Annotated in this window: 15 protein-coding genes and 1 pseudogene; 9 read left to right on the top strand and 7 right to left on the bottom strand. The window is 71.4% G+C overall.

Annotated features, from left to right (window positions below):
• Position 1: 1 nt before the first annotated feature.
• Genes ACFYPC_RS08355 through ACFYPC_RS08340 form a run of 4 tightly spaced genes read left to right on the top strand, consistent with a single transcriptional unit; the run spans position 2 to position 2,535 of the window.
• Positions 2 to 907: a hypothetical protein gene (locus tag ACFYPC_RS08355; protein ID WP_388673392.1), complete on the top strand. Its 906-nt coding sequence runs from the start codon at positions 2 to 4 to the stop codon at positions 905 to 907.
• Positions 904 to 1,131, top strand: coding sequence for a Trm112 family protein (locus ACFYPC_RS08350; RefSeq protein WP_385734809.1), 228 nt, complete (start codon positions 904 to 906; stop codon positions 1,129 to 1,131). The genes ACFYPC_RS08355 and ACFYPC_RS08350 overlap by 4 nt, the downstream gene beginning before the upstream one ends.
• Positions 1,128 to 2,024 (top strand): FkbM family methyltransferase, encoded by an 897-nt coding sequence (locus tag ACFYPC_RS08345; protein WP_388672648.1) that lies wholly within the window; start codon positions 1,128 to 1,130, stop codon positions 2,022 to 2,024. Before ACFYPC_RS08350 ends, ACFYPC_RS08345 begins: the two co-directional genes overlap by 4 nt.
• Positions 1,927 to 2,535: a hypothetical protein gene (locus tag ACFYPC_RS08340; RefSeq protein WP_388672646.1), complete on the top strand. Its 609-nt coding sequence runs from the start codon at positions 1,927 to 1,929 to the stop codon at positions 2,533 to 2,535. The genes ACFYPC_RS08345 and ACFYPC_RS08340 overlap by 98 nt, the downstream gene beginning before the upstream one ends.
• Here the strand turns inward: ACFYPC_RS08340 and ACFYPC_RS08335 are convergent.
• From ACFYPC_RS08335 to ACFYPC_RS08305, 7 genes and pseudogenes are all read right to left on the bottom strand, one after another.
• Positions 2,516 to 3,415 carry a RimK family alpha-L-glutamate ligase gene (locus ACFYPC_RS08335; protein ID WP_388672644.1) on the bottom strand — a complete coding sequence of 300 codons (900 nt, stop codon included), beginning with the start codon at positions 3,413 to 3,415 and terminating at the stop codon, positions 2,516 to 2,518. The two genes, ACFYPC_RS08340 and ACFYPC_RS08335, sit on opposite strands and share 20 nt — an antisense overlap.
• Before the next feature lie 89 nt (positions 3,416 to 3,504).
• The gene (locus tag ACFYPC_RS08330) at positions 3,505 to 4,890 is read right to left on the bottom strand and encodes an FAD-dependent oxidoreductase (RefSeq protein ID WP_388672642.1); all 1,386 of its coding nucleotides are present in this window, start codon (positions 4,888 to 4,890) and stop codon (positions 3,505 to 3,507) included.
• A 56-nt stretch (positions 4,891 to 4,946) separates the two neighbouring features.
• Positions 4,947 to 6,164 (bottom strand): MAB_1171c family putative transporter, encoded by a 1,218-nt coding sequence (locus ACFYPC_RS08325; RefSeq protein ID WP_388672640.1) that lies wholly within the window; start codon positions 6,162 to 6,164, stop codon positions 4,947 to 4,949.
• A gap of 6 nt (positions 6,165 to 6,170) precedes the next feature.
• Entirely contained in the window at positions 6,171 to 6,779 is a 609-nt protein-coding gene (locus tag ACFYPC_RS08320) for a toxin-antitoxin system, toxin component family protein (protein WP_388672638.1), read from the bottom strand.
• The gene (locus ACFYPC_RS08315) at positions 6,776 to 6,967 is read right to left on the bottom strand and encodes a hypothetical protein (RefSeq protein WP_388672636.1); all 192 of its coding nucleotides are present in this window, start codon (positions 6,965 to 6,967) and stop codon (positions 6,776 to 6,778) included. Before ACFYPC_RS08315 ends, ACFYPC_RS08320 begins: the two co-directional genes overlap by 4 nt.
• Positions 6,968 to 7,064: 97 nt before the next feature.
• Positions 7,065 to 8,582: an oxidoreductase gene (locus ACFYPC_RS08310; protein WP_388672634.1), complete on the bottom strand. Its 1,518-nt coding sequence runs from the start codon at positions 8,580 to 8,582 to the stop codon at positions 7,065 to 7,067.
• Between the two features lie 271 nt (positions 8,583 to 8,853).
• Positions 8,854 to 9,003, bottom strand: a pseudogene (locus ACFYPC_RS08305) (UTRA domain-containing protein); the annotation flags it as partial.
• Positions 9,004 to 9,128: 125 nt separating this feature from the next.
• Here ACFYPC_RS08305 and ACFYPC_RS08300 point away from each other — a divergent pair.
• The 5 genes from ACFYPC_RS08300 to fxsBH all read left to right on the top strand — a co-directional run bounded on the left by ACFYPC_RS08300 (position 9,129) and on the right by fxsBH (position 17,823).
• Entirely contained in the window at positions 9,129 to 10,703 is a 1,575-nt protein-coding gene (locus ACFYPC_RS08300; RefSeq protein ID WP_388672632.1) for an acyl-CoA synthetase, read from the top strand.
• Positions 10,700 to 12,031 carry a carboxyl transferase domain-containing protein gene (locus ACFYPC_RS08295; protein ID WP_388672630.1) on the top strand — a complete coding sequence of 444 codons (1,332 nt, stop codon included), beginning with the start codon at positions 10,700 to 10,702 and terminating at the stop codon, positions 12,029 to 12,031. The genes ACFYPC_RS08300 and ACFYPC_RS08295 overlap by 4 nt, the downstream gene beginning before the upstream one ends.
• A 427-nt stretch (positions 12,032 to 12,458) precedes the next feature.
• Positions 12,459 to 13,496: a rod shape-determining protein gene (locus ACFYPC_RS08290; RefSeq protein WP_388672628.1), complete on the top strand. Its 1,038-nt coding sequence runs from the start codon at positions 12,459 to 12,461 to the stop codon at positions 13,494 to 13,496.
• A 58-nt stretch (positions 13,497 to 13,554) separates the two neighbouring features.
• On the top strand, positions 13,555 to 15,036 hold the full coding sequence (locus ACFYPC_RS08285) for a GAF domain-containing protein (RefSeq protein WP_388672626.1): 1,482 nt from the start codon (positions 13,555 to 13,557) through the stop codon (positions 15,034 to 15,036).
• A 609-nt stretch (positions 15,037 to 15,645) separates the two neighbouring features.
• On the top strand, positions 15,646 to 17,823 hold the full coding sequence (gene fxsBH, locus ACFYPC_RS08280; RefSeq protein ID WP_388672624.1) for a radical SAM/SPASM protein FxsBH, inactivated beta-hydroxylase extension form: 2,178 nt from the start codon (positions 15,646 to 15,648) through the stop codon (positions 17,821 to 17,823).
• The last annotated feature ends 222 nt before the right edge of the window (positions 17,824 to 18,045 follow it).

Genomic DNA, 18,045 nt, shown 5'->3' with positions numbered 1-18,045 from the left:
GGTGGCTGCGGCCCTGCTGGCGAACGTCCTGTACAGCACCGGATTCGTGCTGGAGAAACGCGCGTTGGCGGCCATGCCCCAGGTCGACATCCGCCGCCCCGCCAGGCTGCTGCGGCTGGTCCTCGGCAGCCCGCTGTGGATCGGCGGCTCGCTGTCCCTCGCCGCCGGGTTCGGCGCCCAGCTCGCCGTCTACCGCACGCTTCCCATCGCCGCCGCCCAGGGCATCTTCGTCTCCGGTCTCGTCCTCCTCGTACTGCTCTCCTCCCGGCTGCTGGGGGAACGGACAACGAGCCGTGAGCGGTACGCGCTCGGCGCGATACTCGCCGCCCTGCTGATGGTGGTGCTGTCGCTGAGCGAGGACTCGGACACGGTCAGCCGCAGCGCTCCGGCGCCGCTGATCCTCACCGTCTGCCTGCCGTCCCTGGCGCTCGGCATCTGGCTGTACGGGGCCGCCGAGCGGCGCTCCCGGCACCGGCACCGGCAGCCGAGCACCGGCGTCGAATACGGCGTGGCGGTGGGCCTGTTGTACGGGGTGAGCTCGCTCGCCATCAAGGGTGTGTCCAGCTATCTGACGACAAGTGGACCGCTCGGCGCGCTGGTTGACCTGCTGCGCTCCCCGTACCCCTATCTCCTGATCTTCACCGGCGCGTTCGGCCTGGTGATGTCGCAGGCGGCGCTGCAGCGCTGCCGGGCCTCGCTGATCGTGCCGGTCTGCACGACGGTGACGTGTCTGTTCACGGCAGTGCTCGGCACGCTCGCGTTCGGCGAGGCGCTCCCGCACGAACCCGTGCGGCTCGCGCTGCGTCTGGCGGGCACCGCTCTCGCGGTCTCCGTCCTGCTCGCCATGCCCAAGCATGACACCGCGCCCCAACCCCCTTATGCCCCCAAGGAGTTGACTCCCCCATGAACCCCGACGACCCGTTGCTGAAAATCCTGGCCTGCCCGCTGGACAAGGGCCCGCTCCATCTGCTCGTACCCGATGAGTCGGTGGGTTCGGAAGCGGCGCTGTACAACCCGCGCCTGCAACGCCGTTACCCGATCGTGGACGGCATTCCGCAGCTGCTGCCGTCCTCGGGAGAACAGGTCGGCGACGACGAACACGAGGAACTCCTCAAGCGGATGGCCCCATGACCAGCCCGGTACCGAAGACCCTGACCGCCCGCCTTGCCCGCTTCTTCCCCACGCGTCTGGTCGCGGCGACCGCCCGCCTCGTCTACCCGCGTTTCGAACCCGAACTGGCCCGGCTGTCCGACCTCTGCCCACCCGGCTGCGGCACGGCGGTGGACGTGGGCGGCTGGTACGGCCCCTGGACACACCGTCTGGCCGGCCGGGCCGACCGCGTGGTGACCGTCGAACCGGTCCCGCACCTGGCCCGGCTCCTCTCCTCCGGGACCCCCGCGAACGTCCGCGTGATCCACGCCGCCGCCTCCGACCACCGGGGCACGGCCCACTTGTGGCTCCCCCCGGACGACGCCGGCGACCGCGGCGTGTCCTCCCTCGTCCGCAGGGACATCCACGCCCGCGCCCTGGACGTGCCGTGCCTGACCCTGGACAGCCTGGACCTCCATGACGTCGACTTCATCAAGATCGACGTGGACGGCAACGAACTCGCGGTCCTGCGCGGCGCGAGCGCCCTCATCGCCCGCGACCGCCCTGCCCTCTTCATCGAGCTGGAGTCCCGTATCCAACCCGTGGCCCCGGTCGTCGCGCACCTCACCCAGCAGGGGTACGGGGGCTGGGTACTGCCCGGCGACACCTGGCTGCCCCTGTCGTCCTTCCCCCTGGAAGACCACCAGGCCCGTACGTCGCACGTCGCCTCGCAGGGGCTGCTGCGCAGAGTGCTCCCGCCGCGCGGTCCCCGCTATGTGAACTCGGTCCTCTTCCTCCCGGACGGCCGCCGTCCGGGCGCCGCGCGCTTACGCGAAGATGGACCTCATGCCGCCGGCGAAACGCCCCACGACCCCTTTCACGCCTCTCGACTTCCAGCTGGTCCTGCTGCGCCGCATGGCGGACCACAACCCTGACCTCGTCGAGGACGCCCGCCACGAGCTGGACGTCTCCATCGCCGACATGCGCGAGGCCAACCGGCGCTGGCAGGCGATGCTGCACGCCCCGCGCACCCGCGCGGCCACCTCGCGCTACCGCTCCATCCTGGGCATCCCCGAGTCCGTCACCCCCCGCCGGATCGGCGACCTGGCCTGCGAGGCCCTGCTCTGGCCCGTCCCCCTCTGGCCCGACCTCCGCTTCGAGGTCCTGGTCGCCCCGAACGGGGTGGCCTGGAACGAGTGGCTGGTTCGCGCCCCAGGCGCCCCGGGCCCGGTCCTCGACACCCTCGACGACCTCACCCCCTGGTCCTGCACGGTCGACGAGGCGGCCCGCGCCTTCGCCCCCGCCCGCCCCCTGGAGGGCACGGCCCCGACCCGCTGGGGGCTGGCCTTCACGGCCCCGGACGCCTCGGGCGTACGACAGGAGTGCGCGGCGGAGTTCACGTACGGGCTGTTGCAGAGAGTGGGTGTCAAAGGGCAGCCGCGATGATCGCCTCCGTGACCGCGGGCACCGACTCAGGGTGCAGCCACAGGAAGAGATTGGGCTCGATCAGCTCCAGCTCCATGACGCAGGGCTCCCCGTCGTCGCCGTCGACGAGGTCCACGCGCGCGTAGAGCACCTCCCCCGCGTCCGGTACGGCGGCCAACGCGCGCTCCGCGACGGAGAGTTCGGCCGGGGTCGGCTTCCAGGGCTCCAGCCGGGGATGCGCGACCTTGTTCTCGTCGTACGCCGTTCCGGGCTCCAGGACGGCGCCCTTCCGGCTGGCGTGCAGCAGCCGCCCGCCGAAGAACTGGAGTGCCCGCTCGCCACCGGCGTCGATGTTCTTCACGTACGGCTGCACCATCGCGGTGAGCCCTTCCGCGTGCATCCGCGCGAGATGCCGTACGGCCGTCTCCCGCTCCTCGGGTGCGTACCGGGCGGCATACCGCGCACCCGCGCCCGCCGTGGGCTTCACGACGAACTCCCGGTCCTCGGGAAAATCGACGGGGTCGCCCGGCGCGACATACCGGGTCGGCACCACCGGAACCCCCGCCCGCGCCAGATCCCCGACATACCTCTTGTCGGCGTTCCAGCGCACCAGGCCCGCCGGATTGGCCAGCCGCGTCACGCGCCCGCACCGCTCCGCCCACGCCACGAACTCCGCGAGGCGCCAGCTGTAGTCCCAGGTGGACCGGATCACGACGAGGTCGAACCCCGCCCAGTCGACGTCCGGATCGTCCCAGCGGGCGACAGCGGCCCCGGCCCCCGCCTCCTCCAGCGCCGCCGCCAGCACGGGCAGGTCCCGGTCCCTGGGCGAGTCCTCGCTGGGGGCGTAGGTGGCGAGCGCGATACGGGCACGTGCGGCACTGCGGGCCACGGTGGACTCCATCCTCGTACGACAGGCAACTCCTGGTGATCTTTCCGCAGGCTAACAACCCGTCGCGGGGCCGGGCCGGACTGTTTCACCTGGAGGGCGGCTCAGCCGAGGGGGACGGCGGCCTTCCGCTCCTCGGCCGTCAGCGGCGGCTCCGTGAGCTGCGGCTTGAGCGGGCCGACCACGGCGGCGAGGAGCACGCTGGGGGCGAGCAGGACGTGCGCGCCGCGCTCCAGCGAGGACACGTCGGTGAAGCGGCGGGCGATGCGGCCGTTGCCGGTGGCGGTGAGCAGGAGGCGGTTGACGTACGCGGCCAGGATCCGGTCCCTGAGCGTGGGGCCGCTCTCCGTCGCGCCCGGGTAGAAGACGTCCTGGCCGGTGGCGAGGTCCCACGCCGCGTTCACCGGCCGGGCCACCGTCTTCTGCAGAGCGCGGGCCAGGCCGGGGGTGCCCCAGCCCCGGCCCCTGATCGTGTCGCGCAGCGCGACGGCACTCTGCGCCGCGACCGACATGCCGTGCCCGTAGATCGGGTTGTACGCCGCGAGCGCGTCCCCGATCACCGTGAAACCGTCGGGCCAGGAACGCGAACGCTCGTAGTAGTAGCGGCGGTTGGAGGTGGACCGGGTGAACGCGACGCCGGACAGCGGCTCGGCGCCGGCGAGGAACTCCCCGATGACGGGGTGGCGCAGCTCCTCGGTGGCGAAGCGCTCGAAGTCGCTTTCGTGGGGGGTGGGTTCGCCGCCTCGGGTGCCGGTGAGGGTGACCTGCCACCGTCCTTCCTCGATGGGCATCAGGATGCCCGCCCTGCCGGGTCCCCCGCCGCGCGGGGCAGCCTGCACATTGAGGACGGGGAAGCCGTGCCGGGCCGTATCCGGGGCACGGTAGAGCCGACTGGCGTACGCGAGGCCCGAGTTGACCTGCCGTTGTTGCGGCGCGGGGAGGCCGAGGGCCGCGAGCCACTCCGACGCGCGGGAGGCTCGTCCGGTGGCGTCCACGACCAGGCCGGCGGGGAGCGTGCGCTCCGCGCCGTCGTGGCCGCGGACGCGGACTCCGACGACGGCTTCCACGGTGCCCTGGAGGCCGAGCACCTCGGTGCGTTCGACGAGCTTGATCCGTTCGTCGTCGAGGATCCGCGCGCGGAGGGTCGCGTCGAGGAGGTCGCGGCTGCTCAGCACCATGTAGTGGGACTCGCTCCAGCGGCGGTACCAGCCCTGGGGTGACAGCGCGACCATGTCCGTGGTCAGCGGAAGGCGGTTCGCGCCGGCGTCCCGGAGCAGGCCGGTGACGCCGGGGACGAGTTCCTCCATCGCCGAGGCGCCCCCGGACCACAGCAGATGGACGTGCTGGGCCTGGGGCAGGTTCTTGCGAGGCTCGGGCCCCTCGGGCAGGACATCGCGCTCGACGACCGTGACGACGTCCGCGAACTCGGTCAGGGCGCGCGCCGCGAGCATTCCGGCCATGCTGCCGCCGAGGACGACGGCCGACCTCATGGGCCGTGCGCTGGAAGGTCGTTCGCTCCGGCGACGGGCGCTCCGGGGGCTGGCACTCATGCGGCGGGCACACTCTCTGCTGCTGCGGCCGCGAGTTCGCGGACCGCCCTGATGTCGTCCGTGTGGCGGAGGGCTCGGGACACGGCCTCGATCTCCCCCAGCAGGTCTTCGATGTCGGGGCTGTTGAGGGGGGCCGAGGCGGCGTCCTTCCGGGATTGTCTCCTGGTCTCGATGGCGTCCTGGATCGTCACGACGTGGGCGAGCGACTTCGCCCGGCCGGCCTCGTGTCCCAGGCCGACCGCGCTGTCGTACGCCCGTCGGCCCAGGTCCCCGTCGATGTAGCGCGCGAGGTGGAGCAACTCGTCCCGAATGAACGTCTCGCGGCGCGTCAGGCGCAGTTCGGGCGTGGCCCTCAGCTCGAAGGGGACGCGGTCGCCGCCGACGGCTCGCGTCAGCAGGTAGAGGGACCGCAGGCGCCAGTGGCTGAGCCGGGTGCGGGCACGGCGGCGCAGGTACTGGCCGCCGTGGGGCAGGATGAAGCCCACCGCGATCAGGATGGCGGAGAGACAGGCGACGGGGGGCGCGAGATTGGTGCTCAGCCAGTCGAGGTCGTGGCCGGTCCACCGGGCGACGACGGCCGAGAGCTTCGCGCCGTCGAAGATCAGGTTCATCGCGTATCCGACGCCCAGGCACTTCAGGCCGCCTCGCAGCCATACGTCGAGACCGTCGGTGCGGACCCAGTTCCAGATCAGCTTGGCGGTGATCAGACACGCCACGGTGTGCGCGAGCAGATAGAGCAGGATCTCCTCGCGCATGAAGGCGGTGGTGGCGTAGTACGTGTCGAGGTCCCGCCGCCGCTCTTCGTGGACGTCGGCGAGCGCGAACAGCACCCACAGCGCGATGATCACGCCCGAGTAGACGATGACGACCCACCGTGTGACGCGGCGGGTCGCCTCGGACCGGTCGGAGATGCCGTTGCGCCAAGCGGCGATCAACAGCAGGCAGGATCCGCAGAACGCGCTGAGGAGGCTGTAGACCAAGGGTGCCGAGATGTTCGGTACGCCGGTGACCCGGTTGGTCCAGGCGATGGTCGGCGGCGCCGCGAAGACGAAGACGCCACAGGCGAGGACGAGCAGGCCCCCGACCGCTCGGAGCAGCGGGTCCTTCCAGAGCTTGACGATGCTGGGCAGTTTGATCACGAGCGCGATCGCCAGGACGGCTGTCGGTATCCAGAAGGAGATGTAGAGGTCGCCGAAGAAACGGGAAGGACTCATCGCCGGTCAGTCCTGCGGTCCGCGATAGCCCAGTGACGCCTGGATGGCCCGTCCGACCGGGTCGACCGGCCCCGGTCGCGCACCGGAAGCGGTCACCCACGAGCGGAAGACGCTCGCCAGCCGCAGCCCGAAATCCTCGGCCTCGTCCTCGTCGGCCGCATGGGACCCGTGGCGGGCGGCGACGGTGAGGGCGATCTCCTGCCAGCCGGTGCCGTCCGACAGGGTGCGGGCCGCGGCGGCCGCCCCGCCGACGTGATGGTTGTGGTGTCCCTGCCTCATGTGCCACAACTCATGCCCGAGGATGACCAGTTGCTGCACGGCCTCGGCGCGCTCCTCGATGATGACGAGGTCGAAGTCGTGGAACTCCAGCCACAGGCCGGTGACCTCGAACTCGTCGGGGAAGCGCTCGAAGCGGAGCCGTACGGGCCGCCCGTCCCGGCGCCCGCTCATCTCCTCGCACAGCGCCTGCGCCAACTCCCGGACATCGACGGGGGTCCTGTCGATCCGCTTGCGCAGCACACGGCTCAGCTCCACCGCCAGACGCCGCATCTCGGAGTCGGTACCGGCCGGCCGCAGCCCCGCCACGAGCTCGCGCGCCTTACGGACAAGCCTCATCGCCGCTCTCCCTGGGAGAACTCGGAGATCGGCTTCCCGCCGGCCACTAGACAGGCCACGAGATAGGCCACGAGATATCCCACGGTCAGCGCCCGTACGCCGAGCACTCCGCCTCGGTGCAGGCTCTTCTCGGCAATCGGCGTATCGAGACGCGCGAGTGCCTCGGCAAGAGTCGGGGACTCACTCACCAAGGGGCTCCCGGAAGTTAACTCATCAAGTTGTCAGCTTCCGCCGACCCTACGTCGCCCGGTCGGGCCGCGCCATGACTTTCGAGTTCGCCCGACGCTAACTCCTGTTCAGCGTGCGGGTGACGCCCGCGAGCACCGCCGTGGTGAGCACCCAGCCGGCGGCGATCAGCGCGTACGCCAGCCACTGCGGGCCGCTGTCCGCCCAGTACCAGTTCGCGCGCTGGCCCAGGCCGCCGATGGGAATCAGCAGGTCGAGGGTGTAGACGAAGGGCTGGAACGGGGCTCCTTCGCCCTCCTTGACCGGCACCGGATCGTCGGCAGCGAACACCAGCGTGCCGAGCATGATCAGCCCGAGGAGCCAGACACCGGCCAGCCACGGCCGGTATCCGTATCCGACGGTGGCATCCAGCACGTGTCCCCACGCGCGGCCGGCCGGGCCCAGCGTACGGCGTCGATGGCGCTGTTTCGCCAGCAGCACCCGGCGGGCGTCGTCGTCGTGGCCGGCCTTGCGGTACCAGCCGGCGAGCTGCTCGTACGGCTGGGGACTGTAACCGGGATTCCGGCGTACCCAGTGCATCCGGCGGGCCACGCTCTCCCGCCGGCCCACTGCCTCGCGCCGCTGCCCCGCCTGGACCGTCTCGACGGACCCGTAGACGAAGCCCTCCAGTTCCACCACGTCCGGCCAGCTGCGCTCGTTCTCGTGGAGGAAAGCGACCTGAGCGCCCCGCAGGTCGACGGCGCCCTCGGGTGTCTCGGCAACGGTGAAGTCGAAGTCGGTGGCCTGCATCTGAAGGCAGACGACGGAGGGCTCCTCCCCACCACGCGCGCCCATCAGGATCGCTCCCTCGAAGGTCAGGTTGTCCGAGATCCGGGCGCCTCGCAGCCGTACGGTGCCCTCCGCGGTGAACCCCTTCGACAGATCCAGCGTCGTGGCGGTCACGTTGTCCGCCGCCAGGGCCACACCGCCGTCACTGCTGAGCCGCGCCCCCTGCATGAACAGCCCCCCGGACAACTGCGCGCCCGGCAATCGGATCCCTCCCCGCGTGCTGAGGTTCTTGCAGAAGACGCCGCCTTCCATGACCAGCCCGCCCGCGAAGATGGCCCACTCCCCGGAGGCCGTGATCCGCGTCCCGTTCAGGTTCAGCTCCCCGGCTATCTGGGCGTTGACGAGCGAAAGCCGGTTCCCGTCCAGCACCGAACGCTTCAGGTCGAGATGCCCTTGGACCCGGGCCAGCCCGGCCTCCACACCAGGAACCCGGCTGTCCCTGATGTGGACCGTCCGAGTCGACGCCCCGTAGAGGCTCACCGCCTCATCGAACCGGCAGTGTTCGAGCCAGAGCACATGGCCGGTCTCCCCGCCGTCGAGGTCGAGCCGTCCGGTGATCCGCGCTCCGGCGAGACGCAGGCCGGCGACGGCACCGGAGGGCTCGGCGTTGCCGCCCAGCAACAGCCCAACCAGCACAGCCGCCCGAACCGTCCGGTCCGGCCCCCACTCCCCGCCCCGCACCGGATCATCGGCCTCGGACTCACCGGTCCGCAGATCCACCCACCGCCCTTCGGGAAAGGCGTCCCATACCCGTTGCTCCGGGGGCGTCAACTCGATGTCAGGCAGCACACGGGCACAGTAACGATCAATTCCGCGGGTCGGTGAACTCGTACCGCAGCTCGTACAGATGGCCCGCCTTGACCAGGACCGACACTTCGATGGGCCGGTCACTCCCTGAGCCAGGGGTAGGGCTCGCCGGGCATTCGACGCGTCGAAGCGAGCCTTGAGCTGCACCGTGGACGGCACCTTGGCCCCCGGCGACAGATCTCCGCACATGATGTCCTCGCGCAGATCCGCCGCGATCCGCTCATGCAGCGCACGGCGGTCCAAGTCCTCGTCCTCAGCTCTGGGCACGGTCGTCACCGATCCTGATCTCATATCGGAGCTGCTGGCGGTGGGCCGGCATCGCCATGCGGTCCACCTGGATGGGCCGGTCCTCGCGATCGAGAGTGACTCGGGTCAGTTGCAGGACGGGTTCGCCGTCTGCTGTCGCCAGTACTTCGAGACGAGCCCGCAGAGGCGTCATCATGTAGGAACAGTTCAGACGATGCCCCGCAGAAAGTCCCTGGCAGTCCCTGTGGCAACCCAACGCCGTCCCTCTGACAAGGAGTACGCGTGTCTCACCTCTTTCCGGCCCTGGTGGGCGGCTCGGTCGCGGAGCGGCCCGCGGTGCGGTTCGGTGACCGGTCGCTGACGTACGGGGAGCTCGCCGACGCGGCGGGAGGTCTGGCGGGGCGGCTCGGCGGGGCCGGGAGGGTCGCCGTGTGGGCGACGTCGAGCCTGGAGACGGCTGTCGCAGTGGTGGCCGCGCTGCTCGCCGGAGTACCCGCCGTGCCGCTCAACCCGAAGTCGGGGGAGGGCGAGCTGGGGCACATCCTGGCCGACAGCCGGCCGTCGCTGGTGCTGGCGGCGGCGGGAGTGGAACTGCCTGACTCGCTGCGGGAGTTGGCGCGGATCGACGTCGAGGTGAGCCAAGGGGTTGGCGGCACGGCGGCAAACCGGGGAGTCCCGCAGGACGCCACCGAGGGGCGCCCAGCGGGCAGCGGTGCCGCAGCGACCTTCCGGGAGGTCCCGGAGGATTCCGCCGCCCTCGTCGTCTACACCTCCGGCACCACGGGTCCGCCCAAGGGCGCCGTCATCCCGCGCCGGGCGATCGCCGCCACCCTCGACGCGCTGGCCGACGCCTGGCAGTGGACCGGCGACGACGTCCTCGTGCACGGGCTGCCGCTGTTCCATGTGCACGGGCTGATCCTGGGGGTGCTGGGGCCGCTGCGGCGCGGCGGATCGCTGCGGCATCTGGGGCGGTTCAGCACGGAGGGCGTGGCCCGGGAGCTGAACGACGGCGCCACGATGCTGTTCGGGGTGCCGACGATGTACCACCGGCTCGCCGAAGCCCTGGGGGAGGACACGGCCGAGGACGTGGAGCTGGCGAAGGCGCTCGGCCGGGCGCGGCTCCTGGTGTCCGGTTCCGCCGCGCTCCCCGTGCACGACCACCAGAGGATCACGGCCGCGACCGGGCGCCGGGTCATCGAGCGGTACGGCATGACGGAGACCCTGATGAACACAAGTGTCCGGGCGGACGGTGAACCCCGGCCCGGGACCGTCGGCGTACCGCTGCCCGGCGTCGACCTGCGGCTCGTCGAGGAGGACGGGTCGACGATCGCCGCGTACGACACCGACGGCGTTCCGACGGGCGCGACCGACGGTGACCACGTGGGCGAGATCCAGGTCCGCGGGCCGAACCTCTTCACCGAGTACCTGAACCGGCCCGACGCCACCGCCGCCGCGTTCACCGAGGACGGCTGGTTCCGCACCGGCGACATGGCGACCCTCGACGCCGACGGCTACGTACGCATCGTCGGCCGCAAGGCCACCGACCTCATCAAGAGCGGCGGCTACAAGATCGGCGCCGGCGAGATCGAGAACGCGTTGCTGGAACACCCCGCCGTGCGGGAAGCGGCCGTCACGGGTGAACCCGACGACGATCTCGGCGAGCGGATCGTGGCCTGGGTGGTGCCGAACAGCGCCCCCGCCCCCGCGGCCCTCGGCCCGGAACTCTCCGACCACGTGGCCCGCCGCCTCGCCCCGCACAAGCGCCCGCGCGTCGTCCACTTCCTGGACGCCCTGCCCCGCAACGACATGGGCAAGATCCTGAAGCGGGCCCTGAGGAAGACCGAGGAAGACCAATGACTGAACGGCTCACCGCCCGCGAGGCCATCGCCCTCGTCACGGACGGCGAGTTCAGTGAACTGGCCTCACCCGTCGGCAACTTCAAGCCCGACGGTCCCCTGTCCTGGCAGGGGTACGACGACTCGCGTGCCCGCGCCGCCACCCGCACCGGCGAGGAGGAGTCCGTCGCCTGTGGCCGCGCCACCATCGGCTCCACCCCTGCCGTACTGATCGCCTTCGAGTTCGGCTTCCTCGGCGGTTCGCTGGGCGAGCGCACCGGCGACCGGCTGGAGGCGGCGTACACCTACGCACGCGAGCATCGCCTCCCGCTCGTCTCCCTCGTCGCGACCGGCGGCAGCCGGATGCAGGAAGGCATGCTCGCGCTCACCCAACTCCAGCGCGTGGCACGGCAGTCGGCTCTCACCCGGGAAGCGGGGACGGCGCAGATCGCCGTACTGCGGGATCCGACGACGGGCGGCGGCTGGGCCACGCTCGGCGCGGGCGCCGACGTGACCCTGGCGCTCCCCGGCGCTCAGGTGGGCTTCGCGGGCTCCCGGGTCCGCCCGCCCGACGCGGACCCGGCGGCGTACACCGCCGAGGCCCAGGTGTCGGCGGGCGCGGTGGACGCCGTCGTACGACCGCAGGAGCTGCGGCAGACGCTGGCCCGCTGGCTTCAGCTGCTCACCAGCCCATCGGCCAAGGCCGCGGCCCCTCCGGCCGCCCTCGGCGCGCTGGGCCTCCCCGCCACCGGCCAGGACGCCGTCGACCGTGCCCGCTCCCCTCAACGTCCTCGCGCCGCCGCCTACTTGGACGCCTACTTCACCCACCGCACCAGCATCAGCGGCGACCGCTGCGGAGGCACCGACGCCGGCATGCTGTGCGGCTTCGGCTCGCACGACGGGCGGACCATCGCGTACGCCGCCCAGTGCGGGACGGCCACCCGCCCCGCGGGCTACCGCACCGCCGCCCGCCTGATCCGCCTCGCGGGACGACTCGGCATCCCGGTACTGACGTTGGTGGACACCCCGGGCGCCGCGAACGACGCCGAGGCGGAGCGACAGGGCGCGGGCTCGGCGATCGCGGACCTGTTCGCCGCGGTGGCGACCGCCCGTACGCCGGTCACCACACTGGTGATCGGCGAGGGCGGCTCGGGCGGCGCCCTCGCGCTCGCCGCGCCGGACAACACCTGGGCCACGCCGGACAGCTACTTCTCCGTCATCGCGCCGGAGCTCGCGGCGGCAATCCTCAAGCGCTCCGCAGGTGAGGTGCGGGCAACGGCCGACCAACTCCGCATCCGGCCGCAGGACTTGCTCGACCTCGGGATCGTCCGGGGCATCGTGAGCGAATAGGGCACAAAAAGGGGCCGGGGCTGCCGTATACGGTCTCCGGCCTGCCCACTCGCCCGTCAGCGGCACCGCGCGCCGCCGGCACCCCCCGTTCCTCGCGGAGACCACACCCAGCCGCTCCGCCACCACCGCTTCCCGGTCGAGATGTCCACGTACGACGACCGCCACCACCGCTTCCCGGTCGAGATGTCCGGATACGACGACCGGCACCACCGGGGCGGTCGGCTCACCTCCCGTGCCCGTCGACCGCGCGGCCCCGACCGCGCGGCCCCGACCGCGCGGCCTCGACCGCCCGCCGCCAAGACCACCCGTCCAGCGGCACCCCACCCGGCCCCCCACAAAAGGCGACACTCCGTCAGCGACCGCACGATGCGAGAGAGGACCGCCGCCCGGTGGAGTCCCACGGTCTGCGCTCTCGGGAGGATCTGCCATGACCGACAGTCTGGAGCAGTTGCGCCGCTGCCACTTCGCCGTCGATCTGGGCGCGGCGAGGACCCGTGTGTATGTGAAGGGCGCGGGGCTGGTCGTCGACCAGCCGAGTGTCGCCGCGATCAACACGAAGACGGGTGCGCTGATCGCGGTCGGCGAGTTCGCGGAGAAGATGACCGGGCGCACGCCCGACTACATCCGTGTCGTACGGCCGGTGTCCGGTGGCACGGTCGTCGACATCGAGATGGCGCAGCGGATGCTGCGTCAGCTGCTCGGTGACAAGGTCCGCCGCACGCTGCGCCGCAAGCCGCGGCTGCGGGCCGCCGCCTGCACCCCGCACGACGCGGACCCGCTGGCCCAGCGCGCCACGATCGAGACGCTCGTGGGCCTGGGAGCCCGACGGGTCGAACTCGTCGACACGCTGATCGCCGCCGCCGTCGGGTGCGGGCTGCCCGTGGAGCGCCCCGAGGCCACCATGGTCATGGTGTGCGGCGCCGCCGCGACCCAGCTCGCCGTGTTGTCACTGGGCTCGATCGTCACCGCCGAGCGCATCCCGGTGGGCGGCGAGGCCGTCGACCACGCGATCGTGCAGCACCTGCGCCACCAGCACGAGCTGATGCTGCCGAGTCAGGCTGTACGCCCCCTGCAGCTCGCCCTCTCCGGGAACGGGCTCACCCCGCACGGCCCGGCGTCGACGGAGATCCACGGACGGGACGTGGCGACCGGCCTCGCGCGTTCCGTGCAGGTCGACACCGCCGCCGTACGCGATGCCATCCAGACCCCGCTGACCGCCGTACTCGACGGCATCGGCAAGGTGCTGCGCGCCTGCCCGCCCGACCTGGTGGCCGACCTCGCCGACCGGGGAATCATGATGGTCGGCGGCAGCGCCCTCCTCCCCGGGCTCGACCAGATGCTGCGGCACGCGACGGGCATGCCGGTGCACATCGCGGAACGGCCCGACGTCTGTGCCGTCCAGGGCCTCGGCTACATGCTGGAGGGCAGGATCGAGCCTTTGGTCCTGGACCCGCTGGGGGACTGACGGCCCGGCGTCGGAGGGGCACCGTGTACAACCGGTCCCGCCACCCGGAGGCCCCCGTATGACCGACTCCCTCCCCCGCCTCCCGCCCCTCCTGGAAGCCGTCCTCGGTGTCGGCACCGACCTCGAACTGCGGGTCACGCTCCAGCACATCGTGGACGGTGCCGCCGAGCTCACCGGCGCCCGGTACGCGGCGCTGGACATCGCCGACCCGGGCCCCGGGCAGGACGGACTCGTGGAGGTCCGTACGGCGGGCCCGTCCTCCGGCGGGACCGGGCGGTCCGACGGCTCCCTCGGCGTTCCGGTCCGCGTGGACGACGGCTCCCTCGGCGTTCCCGTCCGCGTGGACGAGGAAGTGTTCGGCACCCTTCATCTCGCCGACAAGGAGGGCGGGCCGTTCACCGCCAGGGACGAACAACTGCTGCGTCTGCTGGCCACCCAGGCGGGCATCGCGATCGGCAACTCCCGGCTGTACGAGACGGCCCGGCAGCGCGAGCGCTGGATCGAGGGTGCGGCGGCCGTCACGTCGGCACTGCTGACGGGTGAGAGTGCCGCCGAGGCGCTGATGACCGTCGCCGAGCGGGCCCGGGTCCTCGCCGGCGCGGCGGCGGGCGTCGTCCTGCAGGCCACGCCGGAGGGAGGCATGGAGATCGTGACCGCTTCCACACTCGAGGACCCCGGGGACATCGTCGGCACCGTCATTGAGCCCGGCAGTCCCGTCCTCGAACAACTCCTCGGCGGGGAGCCGGTGTTCATCGACGACTCGGCGACCGACCCGAGGATGACCACGCACGTGCGGTCACGGTTCGGACCGAGCATGATGCTCCCCCTCCAGGCCGACGGCCGCCTCATCGGCACGCTGGCCCTCCCCCGCCGGCGCGGCGAGCGGCCGTACACCCCGGTGGAACAGCTGCTCGCCACGCAGTTCGCCTCGCAGGCGGCGCTGGCGCTGGTCCTCGCGGACGTCCAGCACCGCCGCGAACGGCTCGCGGTCTACGAGGACCGTGACCGGATCGCCCGCGACCTGCACGACCTGGTCGTCCAGAGGCTTTTCGCCACCGGCATGATGCTGGAGTCCACCCAGCGCCGCGCCACCGGCGGCGCGGCCGACGAGGGCGCCGAGGTGCACGCCGTCCTCGGCCGCGCCGTCGACGAGCTGCAGTCCACCATCCAGGAGGTCCGCACCGCGATCTTCGCTCTCCAGCAGCCGCCCGCCGACGCCCCCACCACCTTCCGCGGCAAGGTGCTGCGCGAGACGGCCGGCGTGGCGGCCGCCCTGGGCTTCCAGCCGTCCGTCCACTTCACCGGCCCCGTGGACAGCCGCGTCACCGAGCCCGTCGCCGGTCACCTGCTCACCGCCCTGCGCCGCAAGCTGACCGCCGCCGCGCACCGCGCCGGGGTGTCCCGCATCGAGGTCACGGTGGACGCGACGGCCACCCTTCCGGACGGCCGCTCAGGCCTGCGCCTGACGGTGTACGACGACGGCGCCAGGGACGACGGGGAGGGCACCGGTACGACAGTCACCTGGCGGTCACCGCTGTGAGCAGGTGACACCCGCCGAACTCACGTCTCCCGACCGGACCGCCGTACCGGGCACAGGACACAAAAAACACAGGACACAGCAAGCAGCGCACAGGCCACAGGGCAAGGGGGCAAGGGCACAGGGCAAGGGCACAGGAAACGCATTCAGCCTGTTGGCGGCGCTCCGATTGCTAAAGCCCCGACACGGGTCAAACCTGAATTCCAGAAAGTGGCGACCCACGCCTAGATCAAACTGCTACTCTCGGGCTCCTCTGAGCTTCCCCACGAACGAAAGCCATCAAATGAGCCTCTCGGTGACGCCGGCGACGCAACACTCCGCCGCCCCTCGGTCCATGCGCCGGTCGCACACTCCCCTGTCGGCCATCGACCCGCTCGGGACCGCCGCCGTGAGGTCAGCCGGACGAGTGACGGACATCCCCGGACGACGCCCGGTCCGGCCGATCACTTTCGACTCGGCGCTCTAAGGGCACACCCCCTTCGACACAGGCGCATCCGGCGGTTCAGGACCCCGCCCGGTGCGCCTTTGTCACGCGCCGGAGCCCTCAATGACCTTGAGCTGTAGCGGATTTCGCGGGGCACGCCACCCCTCCGCGCCACTATCGTTCCCCGGGTGAAGCTGCAGCAACTCGTCCTCAAGATCCATAGCAGATGCGACCTCGCCTGCGACCACTGCTATGTGTACGAGCATGCCGATCAGAGCTGGCAAGGGCGCCCCACCGTCATTTCCGAGGAAACGCTCGGAAAGGTCGCCCAGCGATTCGCGGCATATGCCGAATCACATGAACTGCCTTCTGTTTCCGTGATCCTTCACGGTGGTGAACCTCTTCTCGTGGGCCCCGCCCGTATGAGAAGCATTTGCGCGGAGCTCACCCGCGTCATCACCCCGGTCACCAAGCTGAATCTGCATATCCACACCAACGCGGTACAGCTCAACACCCGCCATCTCGAAGTGTTCAAGGAATTCGGCGTCAAGGTCAGCGTCTCGCTCGACGGCGACCGCGTCGCCAACGACCGGCACCGGCGCGACCGCAGGCGGCGCAGCAGCTACGACCGGGTGGTGCGGGCGATCAACCTGTTGCGCACCCCCGAGTACCGGCACCTCTACAGCGGACTGCTGTGCACGGTGGACGTGGCCAACGATCCCGTCGCGGTGCACGACGCCCTGGTGTCTTTGCGTCCGCCTCGCATCGACTATCTGCTTCCGCACTCCACCTGGGACAGCCCACCGCCCAGGCCCGCCGGTTCACCCGCCGCGTACGCCGACTGGCTGCTCAGGATCTTCGACCGGTGGGACCGGCAGGGCCGTACCGTCTCGGTGCGGACCTTCGAGTCGGTCCTGAGCACCCTGCGGGGCGGACCGAGCCTGACGGAGGCGATGGGGCTCGCGCCGAGCGATCTCGCGGTGGTGGAGACCGACGGCACCTTCGAGCAGGCCGACTCGCTGAAGACGGCCTATGACGGAGCCCCCGCGACGGGTTACGACGCCTTCCGGCACAGCTTCGAGGAGTTCGCGCAGCATCCCGGTGTACGCGCGCGCCAGCTGGGCCTCGCCGGTGTCAGCGAGACCTGCCGGAGCTGCCCGGTGATCGAGTCGTGCGGCGGCGGGCTCTACGCGCACCGGTACAGCAGTGGCCGCGGCTTCGACAACCCGTCCGCCTTCTGCCCGGACCTGCGCGCCTTCGTCGACGGCGTCGCCGAGCGGATCACCGAGCACGCGCTCAGCCCGGCCGTCCACAGTGACGAGGAACTCCGGTTCGCCCAGGGCGAGTCGGTCCGGCATATGCTCTCCCGGGTCGCGGCCCGGCATGCGGGCGAGCCGGACTGGGACGAGGTGTGGCGGGCCTTCATGGACCTGGACGGCATGGCGGATGTCACGCCGTACGTCGACGAGATCCTCGCCCATCCCTACCTCTACACCACTCTGAAGAACTGTCTGCACGACCGCGTCACCACCCCGGGGCCGCTCGGCTCGGCGATCACCGCCGTCGCCGTCCGCGCAAGGGCCGACGTCAAGCTCGCCTGGGACCAGACCGAACCCGGGCTGCATCTCCCGACGCTGGGAACCCTCACGCTCCCCAAGCCCGGCCGGGTCGAGGTCACGGTCAACTCGGGCCGCCTGCACGTGCGCACCGAGGACGGCGCCGAGTACTCGCCCGAGGAGACCCCGGCCGCCTGGCGCCCCCTGCGTTCCGTGTACCTCGGTGGCAGCGCCCCCCTGCTCCTCGACGACGCCGACCCTCTCCGCGACTGCTATCCCGTCCCCGTCGCCGCTCCGCTGAGCCCCGGCGATCTCGTCCTGTTCTCCGAACGGCTGCGTACGGCACACGAGTTGGCGGACGCGCGGGAGCCCGCCTGGCGTGACGATGTCAACGCTCTCCTCGTCACCACGGTCACCCCGCTCGTGGCGGGCTCGGGGGTGCGGCTCGGCGCCCATGGCCTGGGCGCACTGGGGGTGGCCGTCGACTTCGAGCCGGAAGATTTTGTACGTGAACTGCCGCGCACCGGGCGGCTGGCCAGGCTCACCGCGCTGCGCGAGACGGCCGACCTGAACGTGCCGGGCAACCAGGCCGGGCAGCTGCTCGCCGAGGCCAGCGGTGGGCTCGGCGATGCCGCGTACCACCGGGGCGAGCCGGCGGCGCGGGCCGCCGCGCTGGCACGGGCGGGCCGTTCCCTGGAGCGGCTGGCCGCCCTCCCCGAGCGTGAACTCACCGAAACCGGCGTGGTGTTGGCGGATGAGTTGCGGGCCGAATGGGCCGGGCAGGCCAGGCTGGCCGTGCGGCGAAACTGATCGAGGCCCGGCTGCCGCGTGATCTCGCGACGGAACGGGAAATGGCCGGGAAAGCGGTGCGGCACCTCGGGATACGGGGACGGTGTCGACCGGACGGTGGTCCAGATGTCTGGATATCGCCAGGGATTGACGTGAAAGAGGCGACCCGTACAGGCCGACGGTCGGGAAGATTGTGGGCTCCGGTCGGCTGACGTCCCGTAGGGGCCGCCCGTCCACAGGCAG

Origin of the sequence: Streptomyces sp. NPDC005808, from assembly GCF_042871385.1 — a bacterium.
In the GTDB taxonomy this organism is placed as follows: domain Bacteria; phylum Actinomycetota; class Actinomycetes; order Streptomycetales; family Streptomycetaceae; genus Streptomyces.
Note: the sequence above shows the minus strand (reverse complement) of the source record. Positions and strands in the feature narration are given on the sequence as shown.

Excerpts from the sequence above, each read along its gene's own strand:
- ACFYPC_RS08290 (WP_388672628.1), top strand. The coding sequence starts at position 12,459 with ATGACCGACAGTCTGGAGCAGTTGCGCCGCTGCCACTTCGCCGTCGAT.
- ACFYPC_RS08325 (WP_388672640.1), bottom strand. The coding sequence starts at position 6,164 with ATGAGTCCTTCCCGTTTCTTCGGCGACCTCTACATCTCCTTCTGGATA.
- ACFYPC_RS08335 (WP_388672644.1), bottom strand. The coding sequence starts at position 3,415 with ATGGAGTCCACCGTGGCCCGCAGTGCCGCACGTGCCCGTATCGCGCTC.
- ACFYPC_RS08330 (WP_388672642.1), bottom strand. The coding sequence starts at position 4,890 with ATGAGGTCGGCCGTCGTCCTCGGCGGCAGCATGGCCGGAATGCTCGCG.
- ACFYPC_RS08285 (WP_388672626.1), top strand. The coding sequence starts at position 13,555 with ATGACCGACTCCCTCCCCCGCCTCCCGCCCCTCCTGGAAGCCGTCCTC.
- ACFYPC_RS08350 (WP_385734809.1), top strand. The coding sequence starts at position 904 with ATGAACCCCGACGACCCGTTGCTGAAAATCCTGGCCTGCCCGCTGGAC.
- ACFYPC_RS08345 (WP_388672648.1), top strand. The coding sequence starts at position 1,128 with ATGACCAGCCCGGTACCGAAGACCCTGACCGCCCGCCTTGCCCGCTTC.
- ACFYPC_RS08295 (WP_388672630.1), top strand. The coding sequence starts at position 10,700 with ATGACTGAACGGCTCACCGCCCGCGAGGCCATCGCCCTCGTCACGGAC.
- ACFYPC_RS08340 (WP_388672646.1), top strand. The coding sequence starts at position 1,927 with ATGGACCTCATGCCGCCGGCGAAACGCCCCACGACCCCTTTCACGCCT.
- ACFYPC_RS08320 (WP_388672638.1), bottom strand. The coding sequence starts at position 6,779 with ATGAGGCTTGTCCGTAAGGCGCGCGAGCTCGTGGCGGGGCTGCGGCCG.